Origin of the sequence: Vibrio genomosp. F6 (assembly GCF_005146325.1) — a bacterium.
Classification (GTDB): domain Bacteria; phylum Pseudomonadota; class Gammaproteobacteria; order Enterobacterales; family Vibrionaceae; genus Vibrio; species Vibrio cortegadensis.
Genome location: NZ_SYUT01000016.1, coordinates 24827 through 43263, shown reverse-complemented (window position 1 = coordinate 43263; position 18437 = coordinate 24827). Strand labels below are relative to the sequence as shown.

Sequence of the window (18437 nt, the reverse complement as noted above, 5' to 3'; positions counted from 1 at the left end):
GTTAAGAAATAATATATGGATACGTTATTTAATGGATCAATTGTGGCACTGGTTATGGCAGCCAGCCTTTGGATACGGCGCTGTCATTCTCGTCATTATAATATGCATTTTTAGCATATGGTTTACTTATAACCATTACCAGCGCCAATTGAGCATATTGATCCAAGGCTCTCCTCTTGCGCTTATGCTTGTCAGTGAAAAGACAGGTGAATTACTACTTACTAATCAACACTCTATGCAATTACTAGGCATTCGCTTAGTCGGTAATATGCACCTGATGCCAGAATCAATTCCTTCCGATTATTTCCTCTCGTTTTTTGATGGTTTAACCGAAAAAAAATTTAGAGGATTAAATAGATCATGGCCAGTATCCAGTGATGAATCGGTAAAGATCAGCTTTTCAGGTCGAAAAGTGGCTTACCAAGGAGAAAGCGTGTGGTTAATTTATGTAATTGAACGTGAAGCCACCAACGAAGAGCATAAGCAAGAACTAGCAAAATTAAGCGTGGCCAAAACGGCACTCAATTCGTTGAGTGAGCTTATCTATATTAAAGATAGTGACGATAAATTATTAGCCACTAACCGTGCGTTCGACTCTTTTTGGCTGAATCGACTTGATGAAGGCGATGTTAAGATTGAAGAAGGCGTAAGAAATCGCACCAGCTCTAAAAGGTGGACTATTTCACCTGAAGGCCGCAGTTGTTTGCTTGAAACTAACCAAAGTGTATTGATGTCTGAAGAAGGGAAACCCTTAGGTACCCTTTGCATCAGCCATGATGTAACGGAATGGCACAATATTCAGCAGAATTTACGTGACGAAATGGAACGGCGTAAAGATACTGAAGTCGCGTTGGCACAGCGTGATACCATTCTGCAAAACATTTTAGAGTCTAGCCCTGACTCAATCGGTATCTTCAATGAGAATATGATTTATCAAGCGTGTAATGAACCATTTGTTCACGCATTGGGGATAAATCATGTCGACGATCTTATCGGTAAACGATTACAAGATGTTATTCCTGATTCAATGTATAGCCGATTATCTGAAACGGATAGGCAAGTTTTACACGAGGATAAATCACTCAGGTACATTGATAAAGTTCGATCTAGCAGAGGGGAGTTTACTTGGTATGACGTGGTTAAGTCGCCATTTTGGGATCCTGCATCAGGTACTAATGGTGTGCTAGTTATGGCTCGTGATATTTCAGAACGCTATCTTGCTGAACAGAAACTGGAAAAAGCTAACTTAGAGCTCGAACGTTTAAGTTTTATTGATAGCTTGACTCAAGTGCCTAACCGCCGCCGTTTTGATGAACAACTAAGCACATTATGGCCCCATCACTCCCGAGAAAGATTACCGATTTCTATCATGCTTTGTGATATTGATTACTTTAAAGGATACAACGATCTTTATGGGCATCAAAAGGGCGATGATGCATTAGTGCAAGTGGCGAATGTCTTTAAGCAAATTTTGAATCGCTCATCCGATTGTGTTGCAAGATATGGCGGCGAAGAGTTTGCTTTCATTCTGCCAAATACGACGCTTGAAGGAGCGAAGTTAGTCGCGCAACGGATACATGCCCAGATCGAAAGCTTACAACTCGAACATGATGACTCACTGATCTCCGACCATATTACCATCAGTATTGGCTTGATTTCGTGTGTCCCTAAGTTTGATGAACTTGCAGAAGTTGCGGTTGCGAATGCAGACAAAGCGTTATATCAAGCGAAAGCTCAAGGCCGGAATCAAACGTGTATCTATTCTGCAGGCAGTGACGAGCAGTGATAACGTTCATTTGATTTACAGTTATACCATTCCATGTGATGGGCTTAGCTTACCTGTTGAGTTTAAACAGGTTAGAATGTTCTGAGTCTTATCGCATGGAGCCGTTGATGAAACCCATGAAAAACCTCGCCCAATACTACGTTGACCTGTTGGTTAAATTGGGCATTCTCCGATTTTCTATCTTATTAGCCCTCGCGCTTGTCGCTTTAGCCGTTGTTGTCCAAGTTGGTATTACCTTAGCGTTGAAAGGTGGCGTTGGCGATATTGATATCGTTCGCTCTGTCTTCTTTGGTTTACTGATTACTCCGTGGGCCGTCTATTTCCTTTCTGTTGTGGTTGATCAGCTTGAAGAGTCTCGTCAACGTCTTTCTAAGCTCGTCTCTAAATTAAAAGATATGCGTTCTCGCGATCAAGAGTTGAACCTGCGTTTACAACAGAATATCGCCAAACTTAATCAGCAGATTGAGGAGCGAGAGAAAGCGGAAGAAGCTCGTGAAGAGGCGATCAAAGATCTAGAGAACGAAGTCTATCAAAGAGAGCGGACTCAGGTTGAACTTGCAGAAAGAACAGCGTTACTGCGTTCATTTATCGATGCTTCCCCTGACTTGATCTACTACCGCAATGCGGATGGGGTATTTTCGGGTTGTAACCGTGCAGTTGAAGAGTTGACGGGTAAAAAAGAACAACAGCTCGTGGGGCTGACCCCATGGGATGTCTACAGCAAAGAGATCGCGCAACAAGTCGTCGAGACCGATGAGAAAGTCTTTAGTGATAATCAAGCTCTGACTTATGAGCAGTGGCTAGAGTACCCTGATGGGCATAAGAGCTACTTTGAACTTCGTAAAGTGCCATTTTATAACAAAGATGGACGTCATCTTGGCTTGGTTGGCTTTGGTCGAGACATCACAGAGCGTAAGGAATACCAAGAGACGCTTGAAAAAGCGAGCCGTGACAAAACCACTTTTATTTCCACTATTAGTCATGAACTCAGAACACCGTTAAATGGTATCGTTGGTTTAAGTCGGATGTTGTTAGAAACTCAACTGACTGACGAGCAACGTAAGCATATGCAAACCATCAAAGTGAGTGCGGTCACTTTAGGCCATATCTTCAATGATATTATCGATATGGATAAATTTGATCGTCGTAAACTTGAGCTTTTACCCGTTCCGCTGAATTTTGATGATTTTGTGTCAGAGATGGAGAGCATTTCCGCTCTCATGGCTGAGCAGAAAGGCTTAAGGTTTGATCTTGAAAGATTGAGTGACCTACCCACCGCAATAAAAGTAGATGCCACGCGTTTACGCCAAGTACTGTGGAACCTGATCAGTAATGCGATGAAATTCACCAAAGAAGGTGGTGTTGTCATGAACGTCAGTGCTGATATTGGTGACGAATTTGCCGATATCACCATGGAAGTGGAAGATAGTGGTATTGGGATACCGGAGCATGAAATTGATAAAATCTTTGCCATGTACTACCAAGTTAAATCAGGAAAAGACAATTTACATGCGGTGGGAACAGGGATTGGTTTAGCGGTTTCAAGACAACTGATTAATTTAATGGATGGAGACATAACCCTGACAAGTGAGGAAGGGTTTGGTAGTACATTTACCGTCAATATCCGAGTTCCTTTGGTTCAAGAAGGTACTCCTATTCGCAAGCAACCACGAGCTCAACAAAGTCTTAATATTTTTATGGTTGAAGACATTGAATTGAATGTCACCGTGGCGCGTTCGTTGCTGGAAAACTTAGGGCACCAAGTTACTGTCGCGATGACAGGTGAAGAGGCCATTGCTAATTTCCAACCTGATGCTTACGACTTGGCCTTACTGGATATTCAATTACCGGATATGACAGGTTTTGATGTCGCGAAATATTATCGAGAGCATTACCCTCAATTACCACCGCTGGTTGCTCTGACTGCTAATGTGATAAAAGATAAGCGTGAGTATTTTGAAAATGGCATGGATGAAGCGATCAGCAAGCCTTTAACTGTGAAGGCCATTCAAGATGCTATTACAGAGCTTATTGAAATAGAACAAGCGGTTGAATCAACAGAGTCAAAACCAGAGGTTCATCCACCCGTGCTAGAACAAACCAAGGCGCGTGAACCAACAGAAATTGAAATTAGACTGCTGGATCTGACCATGTTGGAATCGTATATCGATATTGTTGGCACGAAGCCTGTGTTTGATAGTATTGCTATGTTTGAAGATATGATGCCCAGCTATTTAGAGATTCTCGATTCAAATATGATAGCTAAAGATAAACCGAGTATTGTATCGGAAGCTCATAAAATTAAAGGAGCAGCAGGCTCTATTGGATTAAAGCATATCCAAAGTGTTGCTCAAAAAGCCCAAACCCCGGATGCACCAGCATGGTGGGAAAACATCTCTGATTGGGTAGAAGAAATAAAGAATGAGTATCAGCATGATATTCAAGTATTAAAAGATTGGCTAAACCAAAGGTAACGTTATGAAAAAATTAACACTCGCATGCATGCTTGTATTAGCAGGTTGTTCAACAGCACATGTTGATTGGCAGCAAGATAGTCAGATGTTAGTTGCTCAGTCGGAAGTTAAATTAAGCAGCAATTTGTGGGTCAATAAGATGCCACAGATTGGGGAGGCACAAGAGCAGACGTTAAATGGTTCTATCTATTTAAAATCTGATACTAGCTTACCTGCGACACTTGAGTTGAACAGCGTGACCTTACGCCAAGGAGAGAACCTATGGCTTTTAGATGGAGATGCGATAGAAGTGAGAACTCACAGTGAAAACTCGTGGGAAATCGCTTTTCAGTGGCAATTAGATGTACTTCCAAACCTGCCGATTGATATCGCCGTAGAAACGAAAAACGAAGACAAGGTGGAGTGGTTAGTCGAGAAAGGTGTCAATATTGACGCTATTTACTAAGACCTAAGCTCTAAACTTAAGATCTAAAACCTAAAACCTAAGCCTTACGTTTTAAGGGCTCAGACCTAAAAAAGGGATGATGCTTTCGCATTATCCCTTTTTTGATACTCTGTTTTCAGTGAAATCTATTCTTCTAGATCGCCACAGAAACGGTAACCTTCACCGTGAATCGTTGCAATGATTTCAGGAGTACCTGAAATAGATTCGAAGTGCTTACGGATACGACGGATCGTTACATCAACAGTACGATCGTGTGGTTTTAGCTCACGGCCTGTCATTTTCTTCAGTAAGTCTGCGCGAGTTTGGATTTTTCCAGGGTTCTCACAGAAGTGCAGCAATGCACGGAATTCAGAACGAGGCAGTTTGTAGCCTTCGCCGTCAGGGCTTACTAGAGAGCGGCTATTGATATCTAGGATCCAACCGTTGAACTCATACTTCTCTACGCTACGTTTCTCTTCTTGAACTGTGTTAGCACTCATAGAGCGGTTCAATAGGTTACGCGCACGGATAGTTAATTCACGTGGGTTGAATGGTTTAGTGATGTAATCATCAGCACCAATTTCAAGACCAAGGATCTTGTCGACTTCGTTATCACGACCCGTTAAGAACATTAACGCTACATTTGCTTGTTCACGGAGTTCACGAGCGAGTAATAGACCGTTTTTGCCAGGTAAGTTGATATCCATGATAACCAAATTAATTTGATTGTCAGATAACACTTGGTGCATCTCTTCACCATCACTAGCCTCAAAAACAGCATATCCTTCTGCTTCAAAAATGCTCTTAAGAGTGTTACGAGTTACTTGCTCATCTTCAACGATAAGAATCTGCGGGGTTTGCATTGGCGGTACCTAAATTTGTGACGAAATTGTGCTAATAGAATAAATTCTAGGCAAAAATATAACATACAGGTAATGTTTTTTTGATAATAAACTAAAGTTTTCAAAAATACACTTACTTAAGCTATCCGCCATCCATGGAAAGTTGCCAAAGAACGAGGTTTCCGTTACGTCTTTCATTATTCTGCCAGTTAATGAGCGGATTCTATAATCTTAACAGCTTGCTAACAATGCTAGAATGTTAATTCCATTCACTTTGTTGATTTATATCAAGAGATGAAATGTAACAAATATTAATAGTATGCAGAAAATCCAAAACATGTATCAATATGACTGAATGATAGCTTGAGTTGCGCTCTTATTCAGAGATGAATTTAGCTTCTAATTAATGATATAATTGTAATTAGCCTATAAAGCACTGTAATTTAATCTGTTTTTTATGTTTTAAATTATATATTACTGCCTCTATAAATTGAAAATACAGAATAAGAAACCAATATCAATAAGAAATTTTTCTGAATTTAGAGTACAGTTATTTGTCTTAGGTAACGAAACCGTAAATTTCTTAATAAGATTATAGACGTTTTAACGAGTTTTGACCTCAGTCCAATCTTTTAGTTTTCGATCTTTGCTTTTGCTCTATTCTGACCGAAAACAGATTTTTTTTATCCTAGGATTGCGATAAGGAAAGACGCCAGATGTGAAAAATGATGGCGTAGTAAAATTTAAAGTTGTTATTAGTCCTATAATTTATAGGGATAATGACTTCTGAACTCATGGAGGAATGATGAAAGATATAACCCCTGATATTTGTGATCAGTATGAAGATAAGGTCACACTACTCAACTTACCACTACAAAACTTCGGCCAACGAGATGCCTTTTGGGGCGAGATTGTGACGGTAAGGTGCTATCACGATAATTCAAAAGTTCGCGATATATTAGACCAAAACGGCAAAGGGAAAGTGTTATTTGTTGACGGCAATGGTTCATGCCAAAAAGCGTTACTTGGGGATCAATTAGCGATCAAAGCGATTGAGAATCATTGGGAAGGCATCATTGTTTATGGTGCTGTAAGAGACGTAGCTATGCTCTCTCAAATGGATCTCGGGATTAAAGCGTTAGGTAGTTGCCCATTTAAAACGGAGAAGCGCGGAGCAGGTGATACGCAGGTGACGCTGACGATACAAAATCAGTTAATTCAACCGGGTGATTATATTTATTCCGACTGGAATGGGATACTCACATCAAAGGATTTACTTTCATTTTAAAAACGGAAGTATATTAAAAACGAAAGCCTAAACCGACTTCAATACCTTGCTGCCACTCTTGGTAATCGAGAGTGGCATGTAAATCTAGATTGTCAGACAAGCGCATTCGACTTGAGATCTCAGCAGCCATCACACCTTGTTTCTCATTATTTATCTCAACGTTTGTCGAGCGCAGAGTGCTCTTCACAATGATCCGCTCACTCACCTTATAACTGACGCCACTAAGAAAACCATTATCGCTGCCAAGTGCAGAATTATTGACATGAGCCCCCACATACAAATCCACAGAGTTAAATAGATTGTATGAGTAACCACCATCAATGTTCCAGACATCAAATTTTTCGTTGAACTGATTTTCACTAGAAAGGAAAAACTGGTGCGGAGAGGCATTCAGCGAAGAGAGAAGTTGTGGAAGTGTGGTTGCGAAACAAGCAGGCGCAATCAAGGTTAATAGACAGATCAATAATCTCATTATCCACTCCTTGATTGATTTTGTACTAACGGCACAAATTATTATTTTTATGAGCATGCTTTCACTCTATGAATCTAATTAAAGCACAATGGAAAAGTGATTGCTGTAAAAATCATATAGCAATTAGTTATTAACTTATGTGTCTTTGACAATGCTTTGTTTGAGCTAATTAGAAGCGATAAAAAGAGCTTTCAACCGATAATTCTAGTTAAATATGAAAAAAAATCAGTTTTTAATTGACTAAAGTTTGTAAAATCGGTAAACGTAGAGTTACGCAATCGCAAAGAGTATAGAGAATTATCATATGCTTCATAACAGCCAACTAGTAATGACCACCACCATTATTATTACCGATATTATAAATGTTGGGGCAGGCTGCTAAGCGAAATTTTTCAAAAAAAGGCCTGTATCTAACGAGATACGGGCCTTTTTTTTAGGTCATTTTTACGATTTTTGGAGAAAGGGATGCGAGTTTTAAAGTTTGGAGGATCATCGTTAGCAGATGCAGATCGTTTTTTACGAGCTGCGGATATCATTGCTAATAATGCTCAACAGGAAGAGGTTGCGGTTGTTCTATCTGCACCAGGAAAAACGACCAATAAATTAGTAGCAGTGATCGATGGCGCGTTACGTAATGGCGAAGCCGAGCTGCAAATTGCGGAGCTTGAATCATCATTTCAAGAGCTGTTTATCGCCATTAAGGCTGTCCTGCCTAATATCGTAAACACGGCGTTTGATAATCAAGTTAAGACCTCATTATCGCAACTACGCCAATTTGTGCATGGTATTAACTTACTGGGTATGTGCCCAAATCATGTTAATGCACGCATTATCAGTAAAGGCGAGCGAATCTCTATTCAGCTAATGAAAGCGGTGTTAGAGGCAAAAGGGCAAGCTGCCAACTTGATCGATCCCGTTCAATATCTATTTGCTAAAGGTGATCACCTTGAAGCCATGGTTGATGTTGATGTTTCTACTCAAAACTTTCGTCAGAATCCACTTCCAAGCGGCAGCGTCAGCATTATGCCTGGTTTTACTGCCGGTAATGAAAAAGGTGAATTAGTCACTTTAGGTCGTAATGGTTCTGACTACTCAGCGGCCGTATTAGCAGCATGTTTGCGTGCAGATTGCTGTGAGATCTGGACGGACGTAGATGGTGTTTATAACTGCGACCCTCGCTTGGTTGATGACGCTCGCTTGTTAAAGTCACTAAGCTATCAAGAAGCGATGGAGCTATCCTATTTTGGTGCTTCAGTATTGCACCCTAAAACCATCGCTCCGATTGCTCAATTCCATATCCCATGTTTAATCAAAAATAGCTTCAACCCACAAGGTGCAGGGACACTTATTGGGCAAGATACAGGTGAAGATAACCTCTCAATTAAAGGGATCACCACGCTAAGTAACCTCACAATGGTTAATGTATCGGGCCCAGGAATGAAAGGTATGGTCGGCATGGCGAGCCGTGTTTTCGGTGCGATGTCCTCTGCTGGTGTCTCTATTGTTCTGATTACGCAATCTTCATCCGAGTACAGCATCAGTTTCTGTATTGAAGAAATGGATAAACTACGAGCGCAGCAAGTACTACGTGACGCTTTTGAATTGGAACTTAAAGATGGTCTTTTAGAGCCCGTAGAGTTTATTGATGATGTCGCCATTGTCACTCTTGTTGGGGATGGTATGCGCACTTCCCGCGGTGTGGCCTCTCAATTCTTTGCTTCTTTGGCTGAAGTGAACGTTAATATTGTCGCGATTGCTCAAGGCTCTTCAGAGCGAGCAATTTCAGCGGTGATCCCAGAAGATAAGATCAAAGAAGCGATCAAAGCGTGTCATGAGAACTTATTTAACTCTAAACATTTCCTTGATGTCTTCGTTGTTGGGATTGGTGGTGTCGGTGGTGAGTTAGTCGACCAAATTCAGCGTCAACAAGCAAAATTGGCAGACAAAGGCATTGTGATCCGTGTTTGTGGTTTGGCGAATAGTAAAGGTTTACTGCTTGATAGTGAAGGATTGCCACTTGAACACTGGCGAGACCGAATGAAAAGCGCAAAAGAAGAATTCAGCCTTGCAAGGCTCATTTCACTTGTTCAGCGCAACCATATTATCAACCCTGTATTGGTAGATTGCACATCCAGTGAAGGGATCGCTAAGCAATACGCTGATTTCCTAGGTGCAGGTTTCCACGTTGTCACACCAAACAAAAAAGCCAATACCGCAAGCATGGCTTACTATCACCAATTACGAGATGTGGCGAGAAGCTCGCGCCGTAAGTTGATGTATGAAACAACGGTAGGCGCGGGGCTTCCTGTTATTGAAAACCTGCAAAACCTGATTTCAGCGGGCGATGAGCTTGAGAAATTCAACGGTATTTTATCTGGGTCTCTCTCTTACATCTTTGGCAAACTTGATGAAGGCATGACATTAAGTCAAGCAACGAACATAGCAAAAGAGAATGGATTTACAGAACCTGACCCTCGTGATGATCTCTCTGGTATGGATGTCGCGCGTAAATTGTTGATCCTCGCTCGTGAAGCGGGTATGGCTCTTGAACTGGAAGATGTTGAAGTGGACCAAGCTCTACCACCTGGTTTTGACGATTCAGGAAGTATCGAAGAGTTCATGGCGCGCTTACCTGAAGCGGATGAATATTTCAAACAGCAGTTAGCTGCGGCCGCAGAAGAGGGTAAAGTTTTACGTTATGTCGGTGAAATTAACGAAGGGAAGTGCAAAGTTCGTATCGCTGCTGTGGATAGCGACGACCCAATGTTTAAGATTAAAGATGGTGAGAACGCCTTAGCCTTCTATAGCCGCTATTATCAACCGATCCCGTTAGTATTACGTGGCTACGGTGCGGGAACCGAAGTTACCGCTGCAGGGGTTTTCTCTGATGTAATGCGTACCCTTGGCTGGAAGTTGGGAGTTTAACCATGAGTTCTACGAATAACGGTGTTGTCGTTTACGCACCAGCATCTATCGGCAACGTAAGTGTTGGCTTTGATGTACTGGGTGCCGCGGTATCGCCAATTGATGGCTCGCTGCTTGGTGACCGAGTGTTGGTACAAGATGGTGAGCAAGCCTTTAGCTTAAAAACTGCAGGTAACTTTGTCTCTAAGCTGCCTGAAAATCCACAAGATAATATTGTGTATGATTGCTGGGTTGTGTTTGCTCGTGAGTTAGATCGCAAAGGGGTAGCGCTTAAACCTCTTGAAATGACGCTTGAGAAAAACATGCCGATTGGTTCGGGGTTAGGATCGAGTGCCTGTTCGATTGTCGCTGCCCTCGATGCACTTAATCGCTTTCACGAACAGCCGTTAAATGAGACTGAACTTTTAGCCCTAATGGGAGAGATGGAAGGGAAGATCTCTGGTGGTATCCATTATGACAATGTCGCCCCTTGTTATCTTGGTGGCGTGCAACTTATGCTAGAAGAGCTCGATATCATCAGCCAAGAAGTACCATGCTTTGATGATTGGTTCTGGGTGATGGCGTACCCGGGAATTAAAGTATCGACGGCGGAAGCGCGTGAAATTCTACCGTCTCAATATCGCCGCCAAGATATTATTGCACACGGACGTCACCTCGCAGGCTTTATTCATGCGTGTCACTCGAATCAACCTCAGCTTGCCGCGAAGATGATCAAAGACGTGATTGCTGAACCATATCGTGCGAAACTGCTACCGGGTTTTGCTGATGCGCGTAACTATGCGACATCAGCCGGAGCGCTTGCCACAGGAATCTCAGGCAGTGGTCCAACGCTATTTAGCATTTGCGAAACACAAGATGTCGCAGAGCGCGTTGCTCTTTGGCTCGAACAAAATTACGTACAAAATAAAGAAGGATTCGTTCATGTTTGTCGTTTAGATAAGCAGGGTTCGATCGTTACAGGAAGTTCACTATGAAGCTGTACAACATCAAAGAAAATGACGAGCAAGTCTCTTTTGGCCAAGCCGTGCGCCAAGGGTTAGGTCGTAATCAAGGTCTATTTTTTCCATCAGTATTACCAAAGTTTGACGATATTGATGCACTACTTGCAGAGGATTTTATCCCTCGTAGTAGCAAAATATTATCAGCACTGATTGGTGATGAACTGTCAGCTGAGACAGTCAATGAACTGGTGGATGCTGCATTCCAATTCCCAGCACCGATTAAAAAGGTAAAAGAGGGAGTGTACGCACTGGAGCTATTTCATGGGCCGACACTAGCGTTCAAAGATTTTGGTGGTCGTTTTATGGCTCAATCTTTGGCAGCGGTATCCGATGGTGGAAAGATCACTATTCTTACTGCTACGTCAGGTGATACAGGCGCTGCGGTTGCTCATGCTTTCTATGGTATGGAAAACATTAATGTTGTGATCCTATATCCAAAAGGCAAGATCAGCCCTCTACAAGAGAAACTTTTCTGCACGTTAGGTAAAAATATTCACACAGTAGCCATTAATGGTGACTTTGACGATTGCCAAGCATTAGTGAAGCAATCATTTGATGATGCCGAACTGCGTAAAGAGATAGGTTTAAATTCGGCGAACTCAATCAATATTAGTCGCTTAATGGCTCAGATCTGTTACTACTTCGAAGCGGCTGCTCAAATGACAAAAGAGCAGCGTGAAAATCTAGTGATCTCAGTACCAAGCGGCAACTTTGGTAACTTGACCGCTGGGTTGTTGGCAAAATCGTTAGGGCTACCTGTTAAGCGCTTTATTGCGGCAACCAACGAAAACGATACTGTGCCTCGTTATTTAGAGACTGGTCAATGGGATCCAAAACCAACGATAGCGACAACATCAAATGCAATGGATGTAAGCCAACCGAATAACTGGCCTCGTATAGAAGAACTTTGTCAATTGAAAGGCTGGGGTTTGGATACGTTAGGTAAAGGTAAAGTATCAGACGAGCAGAGTGCGCAATCTGTACGTGACCTACAAGCTCAAGGTTACTTATGTGAGCCGCATGGCGCGATAGCTTATCGTCTGCTTGATGAGCAACTTCAGGCTGATGAAACAGGACTATTCCTTTGTACGGCTCACCCAGCTAAGTTTAAAGACGTAGTTGATGATATTTTAGGTACAGACATCGAACTGCCAGCGCCTTTAGCAAAACATGCGGCATTAGCGCTATTATCGGAAGATCTAGAAAATGATTTTGATGCTTTGAAAGTGGTATTACGTAACGCTCAAAAGTAAGCGCAAGTGACAGATAAACAAACGGCACTCAATTGAGTGCCGTTTTTCTATTTGATGCTACACCAACCTAAAGTTGAGATAGGTGAGTATCAATTATAGAGATTCAGTAAAAGTACGTGCGATTACGTCTTTTTGCTGTTCAACAGTTAAAGAGTTGAAACGTACAGCGTAGCCAGAAACACGGATTGTTAACTGTGGGTATTTTTCTGGGTGCGCAACTGCATCTTCAAGTGTTTCACGTTTTAGAACGTTAACGTTAAGGTGTTGACCACCTTCGATTAGCGGTGCGCTTTCAATTGCAACTTCACGGCTTTCGTACTCACCTAGTTCTGCTGCTGCAACAACTTGGTCAGCTTCGTAGCCTGCAGAAGCAACAACACAGCGAGCTTCATTTTTTTCGCTGTCTAGTAGCCAGATTGAGTTTAGTAGCGCGTCGTTTGCAGCTTTAGTAATTTGAATACCTTGAATCATCACTATCTCCTAGTCCACTTCTGTGGTGTTTATTGTGGTGTTAACTTTCGAATTTTATTGAGCAGGGTATTATATATCCAATATCCGACATGATAGTATTGATTTAGATCAAATTACAACTAAAAACCATTATTTTTCCAAGGTTGTTTTATTGCGCTGAATCAATAAAACCTTTAAAAACATGCTGGTTACAATTTATTTGATAATATAAAAAATAGTTAACAACTCATTTTGTTGTAAACTTACTACAAAATAAGTCTAAATTTTGAACTCAATCAAAGAATAACAACCGGTTAGAGACTAAAACTGAAAGTACAAAGTGATTAAAGAACATGAAAACTTCAAAGCAAATAACGAAATATATTGGTGCACATGTCTCGGCGGCAGGTGGTGTTGATCAAGCTCCACTGAGGGCACGAGAGTTAGGAGCAAATGCTTTTGCTCTGTTTACTAAGAACCAAAGACAGTGGGTAGCAAAACCACTTGAAGCGGCAACGATCAGCGCATTTAAAGCGAATTGCAAAATGCTGGGCTTCTCTGCAGAGCAAATTCTGCCCCATGACTCATATTTGATTAACTTGGGCGCTCCAGAAGAAGAGAAGCTTGAGAAATCGCGCGCGGCATTTATAGATGAAATGGAGCGATGCCAACAGCTGGGGCTAACACTGCTTAATTTCCATCCCGGTAGCCATTTAAAGAAAATCTCAGAGAGCGAATGTTTGTCTAAGATTGCAGAGTCAATAAATTTAGCTCATCAAGCGGTGCCTAATGTTGTCGCCGTTATCGAGAATACGGCTGGTCAAGGAACAAACCTTGGTTGGCGTTTCGAGCATCTCGCTGAAATCATTGATCAAGTAGAAGATAAATCGCGAGTTGGTGTTTGCTTAGATACCTGCCACACATTTACTGCTGGGTATGATTTACGAAGTGCAGAGGCTTGTGAAGCGACGTTTGCTGAGTTCGACAATGTTGTAGGCATGCAATATTTAAGGGCAATGCACCTAAATGACTCGAAAGTAGAATTTGCGAGCCGAGTGGATAGGCACCATTCATTGGGTAAAGGAGAAATTGGTTGGAGCTGTTTTGAATATATCATGGCTGATGCGCGTTTTGATTCTATCCCTTTGATTTTAGAAACAATAGATTCAACCATTTGGAAAGATGAAATTCAGCAGCTAAGAAAATTTCATTTGGATTCAATTCGCTAATTGACTGACGCATAAACTTGGCATCTTTTTTTCATGTCTTTTATACGGCACTCTCCTGCTCAGTATTTATTAGCAGGAGGGGCTGAATGAGTAGGATCTGATTTAGTTGAATGTAGTGGAGGATGCCATATGCAAGATTCAAACGGTTTAATAGGAATATCGAAACCGACAGTGAGACCCCTGTCCCCAACATCACGTTTGCCGATCCCTAATCGGCATATCACTGGCCCAAACCCACACCGCTGCCCAACTCGCCCTCGACCCTAAAATTAATTCTCTACTAATGTACATGCCGCAGCGTAGAATAGGGCAATGTTTATTTTTCGAGAATTACAATGAACCCTTTTAGCTGTTGGAATGATGTCATTGAGTCTGAAAAGCAGAAAGCGTATTTTCAGGCTCTGGTTGAGTTTGTCGGATCACAACGAAAGCAAGGTAAATCGATTTACCCTCCTGAATCTGATGTGTTTAATGCCTTTGAGCATACTGAGATTAGCAAAGTTAAAGTGGTTATTTTGGGGCAAGATCCATATCACGGTGCAAATCAAGCACACGGTTTATGTTTCTCAGTGCTTCCGGGAATAAAAATACCGCCATCACTACGAAATATGTACAAGGAATTGGCTGAAGATATTGATGGATTTGTAATACCAGATCATGGCTATTTGACCTCTTGGGCAGATCAAGGAGTGTTACTGCTTAATACTGTCTTCACGGTTGAAGAAGGGTTGGCTCACTCTCACTCTAAATGTGGCTGGGAAACGTTTTCTGACAAGGTCATTGAAGTACTGAATGCTCAAGGTGATGGCATTGTTTTTTTATTATGGGGAGCGCATGCCCAGAAGAAAGGTCAAATGATCGATCGTGAGCGTCACCATGTCTTGGCTGCTCCACACCCTTCACCACTTTCAGCCCGACGTGGATTTTTTGGTTGTCAGCATTTCTCTCAAACCAATCAATTACTTATTGATAGTGGAAAACAACCGATTAATTGGCATCTTCCTGTAACGTTATAGTTCATCATGTTTGATAAAGTCTGCTGAAAAAGTTAATTGGCTGTTTTTCGACCAAAATCAAAGCAGGATGAGTCCTCTTTATATACACTTACTTTTAGTGAGTATAACGGAGGCTTACAATGATGATTGAAAGGATTAGACGAGAGCATGGCTATATGGTTCGCCTGTTAGCCATTTTAAGTACTAAACTCAAGCAGTTGAATAACGATCAACCAATCAACTACAGCTTAGTAAAAGAGGTAGTCGATTACTTAGCGAATCATTCAGAAAAAATACACCACCCTAAAGAAGATGTTCTATATCACTATTACCAAGAGCATTACGGTCATCAACAAGAGATCGAAAACCTTGAATCTCAGCATGTCACGTTATCTGAAAAAACACATGAATTCTTAGGCGTCGTGGAAATGATTTTGCAAGATGCCGTTGTTCCACGTGAAGTCTTTACTAAACAGCTCCAAGAATTTATTACTGACCAGCATGAGCATCTCGATTTTGAAGAGAAAAAGATCATCCCTCTGATTAATCGAGCGTTTACAACGAAAGATTGGCAACAAGTCGAAGCGTTGTGGGAACAAGAAGATAATGACCCAGTATTTGGGGAGACGATTGCAGATCGGTATTTACAACTGGCAGAAAGAGTTCGGCAGACTGAGCGGGAATGCATTTAGTTGACGCGCGATACTTTCAGCTAAGTGAGATGAGACTAAGCAGGTTGTCTTTAAGGAAGATTGCTTTTCAGTTCACTGTAATAGTTGATTTGGCTAAATAGAAAGAGGCGTATATGCAGCGCCTCTTTTATATTGATCGTTGGGGTGAGTTAGAGAGCAAGGGAAACCAGACTCTCTAGTTAACGGTTAAAGCTCAATATCTTCATATTTGTAATCTAGACATCCATCAAGATCCATCAGCTCTTTTTGGAGACGTTTTTTATCGTTAATCGCTTCAATTTCTCGCCATTTACGCTTGGCGGGTTTGGTTTTTGTTGAGCGAGTTGGAGGTGTAAAGCTATCCATAACATGTTCTAGTTGCAACCCTTCCATAAGCTACCTCATTTGTTTAGTTATTCTTCCTTCTCGGAAGCTGTTTATTAGCATATTTTCGAGCAGTATAACCTTGATATGTTTCTCATTTGTTTCTTTTTCATTACGTTTTCGTACTATTTTTCACTGGGCCGCACACTTTTTACAATGTGATTTGGTTAAAAATTATCCAAACGAGTCGATGTTCGTGATTAAATTTGTAGGCTCTAATTGTTAACTAATCGTGTTTAATTAGGCGTATTTGGCGTGGTGTGTGTTTTGTTTCTTATAGCCTAATTCAGAATGGATGTGGGATGGGTCAATATAATTTGAGAGATTTGGCTGACACCTTGGTTTGCCTACTTTTATTGCTCACATAAGGAATGCCATTCCCATAAGAGGGCGAACACCTATCTTGTGGTGTTTATGTGATTATTTGTGTCTAGAATTGAAAGTGAATGTTACCTGTTGTGTTAATGGCAGGTGACATATTGGTGAGAGTTAACATACAATATGCGCTCGATCTCTTATTGATTTTTCCCCAATCAAGCTGCATTATCCGCCCGTCAAAATACACTGATACGTAAAATGGATGCATGAAGCGACAATTTACATTCTAACTTGCAATAAAACGCAATATAACCAATGCCAAACACAACATTGACACATGGCATAAGCGAGTTAGAGGAGGGCTAGGAAGCAGGATCAGTGCAACTCTATGTGAGGTTCAAGTGACAGATTTAATCAATTTAATGAATGATCTCCTTTGGGGATCGATTTTAGTTTATCTTTTGGTTGGTGTAGGTATCTACTTCACTATCCGCCTTGGGTTTATTCAATTTCGCCATTTCGGACACATGTTCAGTGTCCTAAAAGATAGCCGTAAAGCGGACAGTGCTGGTATCTCTTCTTTTCAAGCGCTTTGTACCAGTTTAGCAGCTCGTGTTGGTACCGGTAATATGGCTGGTGTGGCTGTTGCTCTTACTGCTGGTGGTCCAGGTGCTATTTTTTGGATGTGGCTAATTGCGATGCTTGGTATGGCAACATCATTTGCCGAAAGCACATTGGCGCAGTTATACAAAACCAAAGATGACGATGGCAACTACCGTGGTGGCCCTGCGTACTACATGGAAAAAGGGTTAGGGATGCGTTGGATGGGGGTTCTATTCTCTATCTTCCTTATCATCGCTTTCGGTCTTGTTTTCAATGCAGTACAAGCGAACTCAATTGCAGGCGCAATGAAAACGGCTTTTGGCATTGAAGAAATTTATGTCGGTATCGGTATCGTTCTTCTTTCTGCTGTGGTTATTTTTGGTGGCATCAAGCGTATTGCTCGTACTGCAGAACTGATCGTTCCTGTAATGGCACTCGCTTACTTAGGTATTGCTCTGTTCGTGATGTTCATGAACCTTGAAAAAGTACCTGAAGTGTTGGCGCTGATTTTCAAGAGTGCGTTTGGTTTCCAAGAAGCGGCTGCGGGTGGTTTAGGCTACGCGATTGCTCAAGCGATGATCCAAGGTATTAAGCGTGGCCTGTTCTCGAATGAAGCGGGTATGGGTTCTGCACCTAATGCTGCGGCATCGGCGACACCGTATCCGCCACACCCAGCGTCTCAAGGTTATGTTCAGATGCTAGGCGTGTTTATGGATACGATTGTGATCTGTTCAGCGACGGTTGCGATTATCCTAATGTCGGGTGAATATGTTCCGCACGGCGAAATTACGGGTATTGAGCTGACTCAACGAGCATTGACGGCACAAGTGGGTCCATGGGGCGGCATTTTTGTTGCCGTTGCAATCTTCTTCTTCGCCTTTACGTCGATCATTGCTAACTACTCATACGCTGAAACGAACTTGATCTTCTTAGAGCATAATCATAAAGCGGGCATTGGTATATTCCGTGTCGTGGTTCTTGCAATGGTGATGTTTGGTTCAATGGCGACCCTGCCAACGGTTTGGGCGCTTGCAGATGTATCAATGGGGCTGATGGCGATAGTGAACTTGGTGGCGATTATCTTGCTATCAGGGATCGTGATTAAGCTTGCGAAAGATTACAACCAGCAGTTGAAAGCAGGCAAACTACCAACTTTTAATGCAGATGATTTCCCTGAGCTAAAATCTCAGCTTGAAGATGGCATTTGGGATAACAACAAAAAAGACTAACTGTTTCGAATTACTGAAATAGTTAAATAAAAGCCATGTTGCAGTCAGTTAATGACGCAGCGTGGCTTTTTTTATACTCTAAGAAAAATATTA

At 41.7% G+C, this 18437-nt stretch carries 15 protein-coding genes and 1 other annotated feature; of the genes, 11 read left to right on the top strand and 4 right to left on the bottom strand.

Annotated elements, in window-relative coordinates:
* The first annotated feature begins 31 nt into the window (after positions 1–31).
* From FCV43_RS04595 to FCV43_RS04585, 3 genes are all read left to right on the top strand, one after another.
* Positions 32–1786: a GGDEF domain-containing protein gene (locus tag FCV43_RS04595; RefSeq protein ID WP_113799411.1), complete on the top strand. Its 1755-nt coding sequence runs from the start codon at positions 32–34 to the stop codon at positions 1784–1786.
* Between the two features lie 107 nt (positions 1787–1893).
* Positions 1894–4260 (top strand): aerobic respiration two-component sensor histidine kinase ArcB, encoded by a 2367-nt coding sequence (arcB, locus tag FCV43_RS04590; protein ID WP_136994149.1) that lies wholly within the window; start codon positions 1894–1896, stop codon positions 4258–4260.
* A 4-nt stretch (positions 4261–4264) separates the two neighbouring features.
* Positions 4265–4705, top strand: coding sequence for a hypothetical protein (locus tag FCV43_RS04585; protein WP_136994148.1), 441 nt, complete (start codon positions 4265–4267; stop codon positions 4703–4705).
* 125 nt (positions 4706–4830) lie between these two features.
* Here the strand turns inward: FCV43_RS04585 and arcA are convergent, their stop codons facing one another.
* Positions 4831–5547 carry a two-component system response regulator ArcA gene (arcA, locus tag FCV43_RS04580; protein ID WP_017051048.1) on the bottom strand — a complete coding sequence of 239 codons (717 nt, stop codon included), beginning with the start codon at positions 5545–5547 and terminating at the stop codon, positions 4831–4833.
* A gap of 784 nt (positions 5548–6331) precedes the next feature.
* Between arcA and FCV43_RS04570 the strand changes: the two genes are divergently transcribed.
* Positions 6332–6814, top strand: a complete 483-nt coding sequence (locus FCV43_RS04570) for a putative 4-hydroxy-4-methyl-2-oxoglutarate aldolase (RefSeq protein ID WP_017051047.1) — start codon at positions 6332–6334, stop codon at positions 6812–6814.
* 13 nt (positions 6815–6827) lie between these two features.
* Here FCV43_RS04570 and FCV43_RS04565 read toward each other — a convergent pair whose 3' ends face one another.
* Positions 6828–7301 (bottom strand): ribonuclease regulator, encoded by a 474-nt coding sequence (locus tag FCV43_RS04565; RefSeq protein ID WP_431188282.1) that lies wholly within the window; start codon positions 7299–7301, stop codon positions 6828–6830.
* Positions 7302–7603: 302 nt separating this feature from the next.
* Positions 7604–7721, top strand: a sequence feature (Thr leader region).
* Between the two features lie 30 nt (positions 7722–7751).
* Between FCV43_RS04565 and thrA the strand changes: the two genes are divergently transcribed.
* The 3 genes from thrA to thrC are packed head-to-tail and all read left to right on the top strand — an operon-like array spanning position 7752 to position 12465.
* Positions 7752–10211 (top strand): bifunctional aspartate kinase/homoserine dehydrogenase I, encoded by a 2460-nt coding sequence (gene thrA, locus FCV43_RS04560; protein ID WP_136994146.1) that lies wholly within the window; start codon positions 7752–7754, stop codon positions 10209–10211.
* A 2-nt stretch (positions 10212–10213) separates the two neighbouring features.
* Positions 10214–11185, top strand: coding sequence for a homoserine kinase (gene thrB, locus FCV43_RS04555; RefSeq protein WP_017051044.1), 972 nt, complete (start codon positions 10214–10216; stop codon positions 11183–11185).
* The gene (gene thrC, locus FCV43_RS04550; RefSeq protein ID WP_136994145.1) at positions 11182–12465 is read left to right on the top strand and encodes a threonine synthase; all 1284 of its coding nucleotides are present in this window, start codon (positions 11182–11184) and stop codon (positions 12463–12465) included. Before thrB ends, thrC begins: the two co-directional genes overlap by 4 nt.
* A gap of 93 nt (positions 12466–12558) precedes the next feature.
* Here the strand turns inward: thrC and grcA are convergent, their stop codons facing one another.
* On the bottom strand, positions 12559–12936 hold the full coding sequence (gene grcA / locus FCV43_RS04545; protein ID WP_017051042.1) for an autonomous glycyl radical cofactor GrcA: 378 nt from the start codon (positions 12934–12936) through the stop codon (positions 12559–12561).
* A gap of 332 nt (positions 12937–13268) precedes the next feature.
* On the opposite strand from grcA, the gene nfo reads away from it, so the two are divergent.
* The 3 genes from nfo (at position 13269) to FCV43_RS04530 (ending at position 15831) form a co-directional block, all read left to right on the top strand.
* Positions 13269–14144, top strand: coding sequence for a deoxyribonuclease IV (gene nfo / locus FCV43_RS04540; protein WP_113799394.1), 876 nt, complete (start codon positions 13269–13271; stop codon positions 14142–14144).
* A 335-nt stretch (positions 14145–14479) separates the two neighbouring features.
* Positions 14480–15160: a uracil-DNA glycosylase gene (gene ung / locus FCV43_RS04535; protein ID WP_136994144.1), complete on the top strand. Its 681-nt coding sequence runs from the start codon at positions 14480–14482 to the stop codon at positions 15158–15160.
* Positions 15161–15279: 119 nt separating this feature from the next.
* Complete coding sequence (locus FCV43_RS04530; RefSeq protein ID WP_136994143.1) at positions 15280–15831, top strand: hemerythrin domain-containing protein; 552 nt, start codon at positions 15280–15282, stop codon at positions 15829–15831.
* Between the two features lie 186 nt (positions 15832–16017).
* Here the strand turns inward: FCV43_RS04530 and FCV43_RS04525 are convergent, their stop codons facing one another.
* Positions 16018–16203: a DUF3545 family protein gene (locus FCV43_RS04525; RefSeq protein ID WP_017051038.1), complete on the bottom strand. Its 186-nt coding sequence runs from the start codon at positions 16201–16203 to the stop codon at positions 16018–16020.
* Between the two features lie 710 nt (positions 16204–16913).
* On the opposite strand from FCV43_RS04525, the gene FCV43_RS04520 reads away from it, so the two are divergent.
* Positions 16914–18344 (top strand): alanine/glycine:cation symporter family protein, encoded by a 1431-nt coding sequence (locus FCV43_RS04520; RefSeq protein ID WP_017051037.1) that lies wholly within the window; start codon positions 16914–16916, stop codon positions 18342–18344.
* The last annotated feature ends 93 nt before the right edge of the window (positions 18345–18437 follow it).

Excerpts from the sequence above, each read along its gene's own strand:
- FCV43_RS04570 (WP_017051047.1), top strand. The coding sequence starts at position 6,332 with ATGAAAGATATAACCCCTGATATTTGTGATCAGTATGAAGATAAGGTC.
- arcA (WP_017051048.1), bottom strand. The coding sequence starts at position 5,547 with ATGCAAACCCCGCAGATTCTTATCGTTGAAGATGAGCAAGTAACTCGT.
- ung (WP_136994144.1), top strand. The coding sequence starts at position 14,480 with ATGAACCCTTTTAGCTGTTGGAATGATGTCATTGAGTCTGAAAAGCAG.
- arcB (WP_136994149.1), top strand. The coding sequence starts at position 1,894 with ATGAAACCCATGAAAAACCTCGCCCAATACTACGTTGACCTGTTGGTT.
- thrB (WP_017051044.1), top strand. The coding sequence starts at position 10,214 with ATGAGTTCTACGAATAACGGTGTTGTCGTTTACGCACCAGCATCTATC.
- nfo (WP_113799394.1), top strand. The coding sequence starts at position 13,269 with ATGAAAACTTCAAAGCAAATAACGAAATATATTGGTGCACATGTCTCG.
- grcA (WP_017051042.1), bottom strand. The coding sequence starts at position 12,936 with ATGATTCAAGGTATTCAAATTACTAAAGCTGCAAACGACGCGCTACTA.
- FCV43_RS04530 (WP_136994143.1), top strand. The coding sequence starts at position 15,280 with ATGATGATTGAAAGGATTAGACGAGAGCATGGCTATATGGTTCGCCTG.
- FCV43_RS04585 (WP_136994148.1), top strand. The coding sequence starts at position 4,265 with ATGAAAAAATTAACACTCGCATGCATGCTTGTATTAGCAGGTTGTTCA.
- thrC (WP_136994145.1), top strand. The coding sequence starts at position 11,182 with ATGAAGCTGTACAACATCAAAGAAAATGACGAGCAAGTCTCTTTTGGC.
- FCV43_RS04595 (WP_113799411.1), top strand. The coding sequence starts at position 32 with ATGGATCAATTGTGGCACTGGTTATGGCAGCCAGCCTTTGGATACGGC.
- thrA (WP_136994146.1), top strand. The coding sequence starts at position 7,752 with ATGCGAGTTTTAAAGTTTGGAGGATCATCGTTAGCAGATGCAGATCGT.
- FCV43_RS04525 (WP_017051038.1), bottom strand. The coding sequence starts at position 16,203 with ATGGAAGGGTTGCAACTAGAACATGTTATGGATAGCTTTACACCTCCA.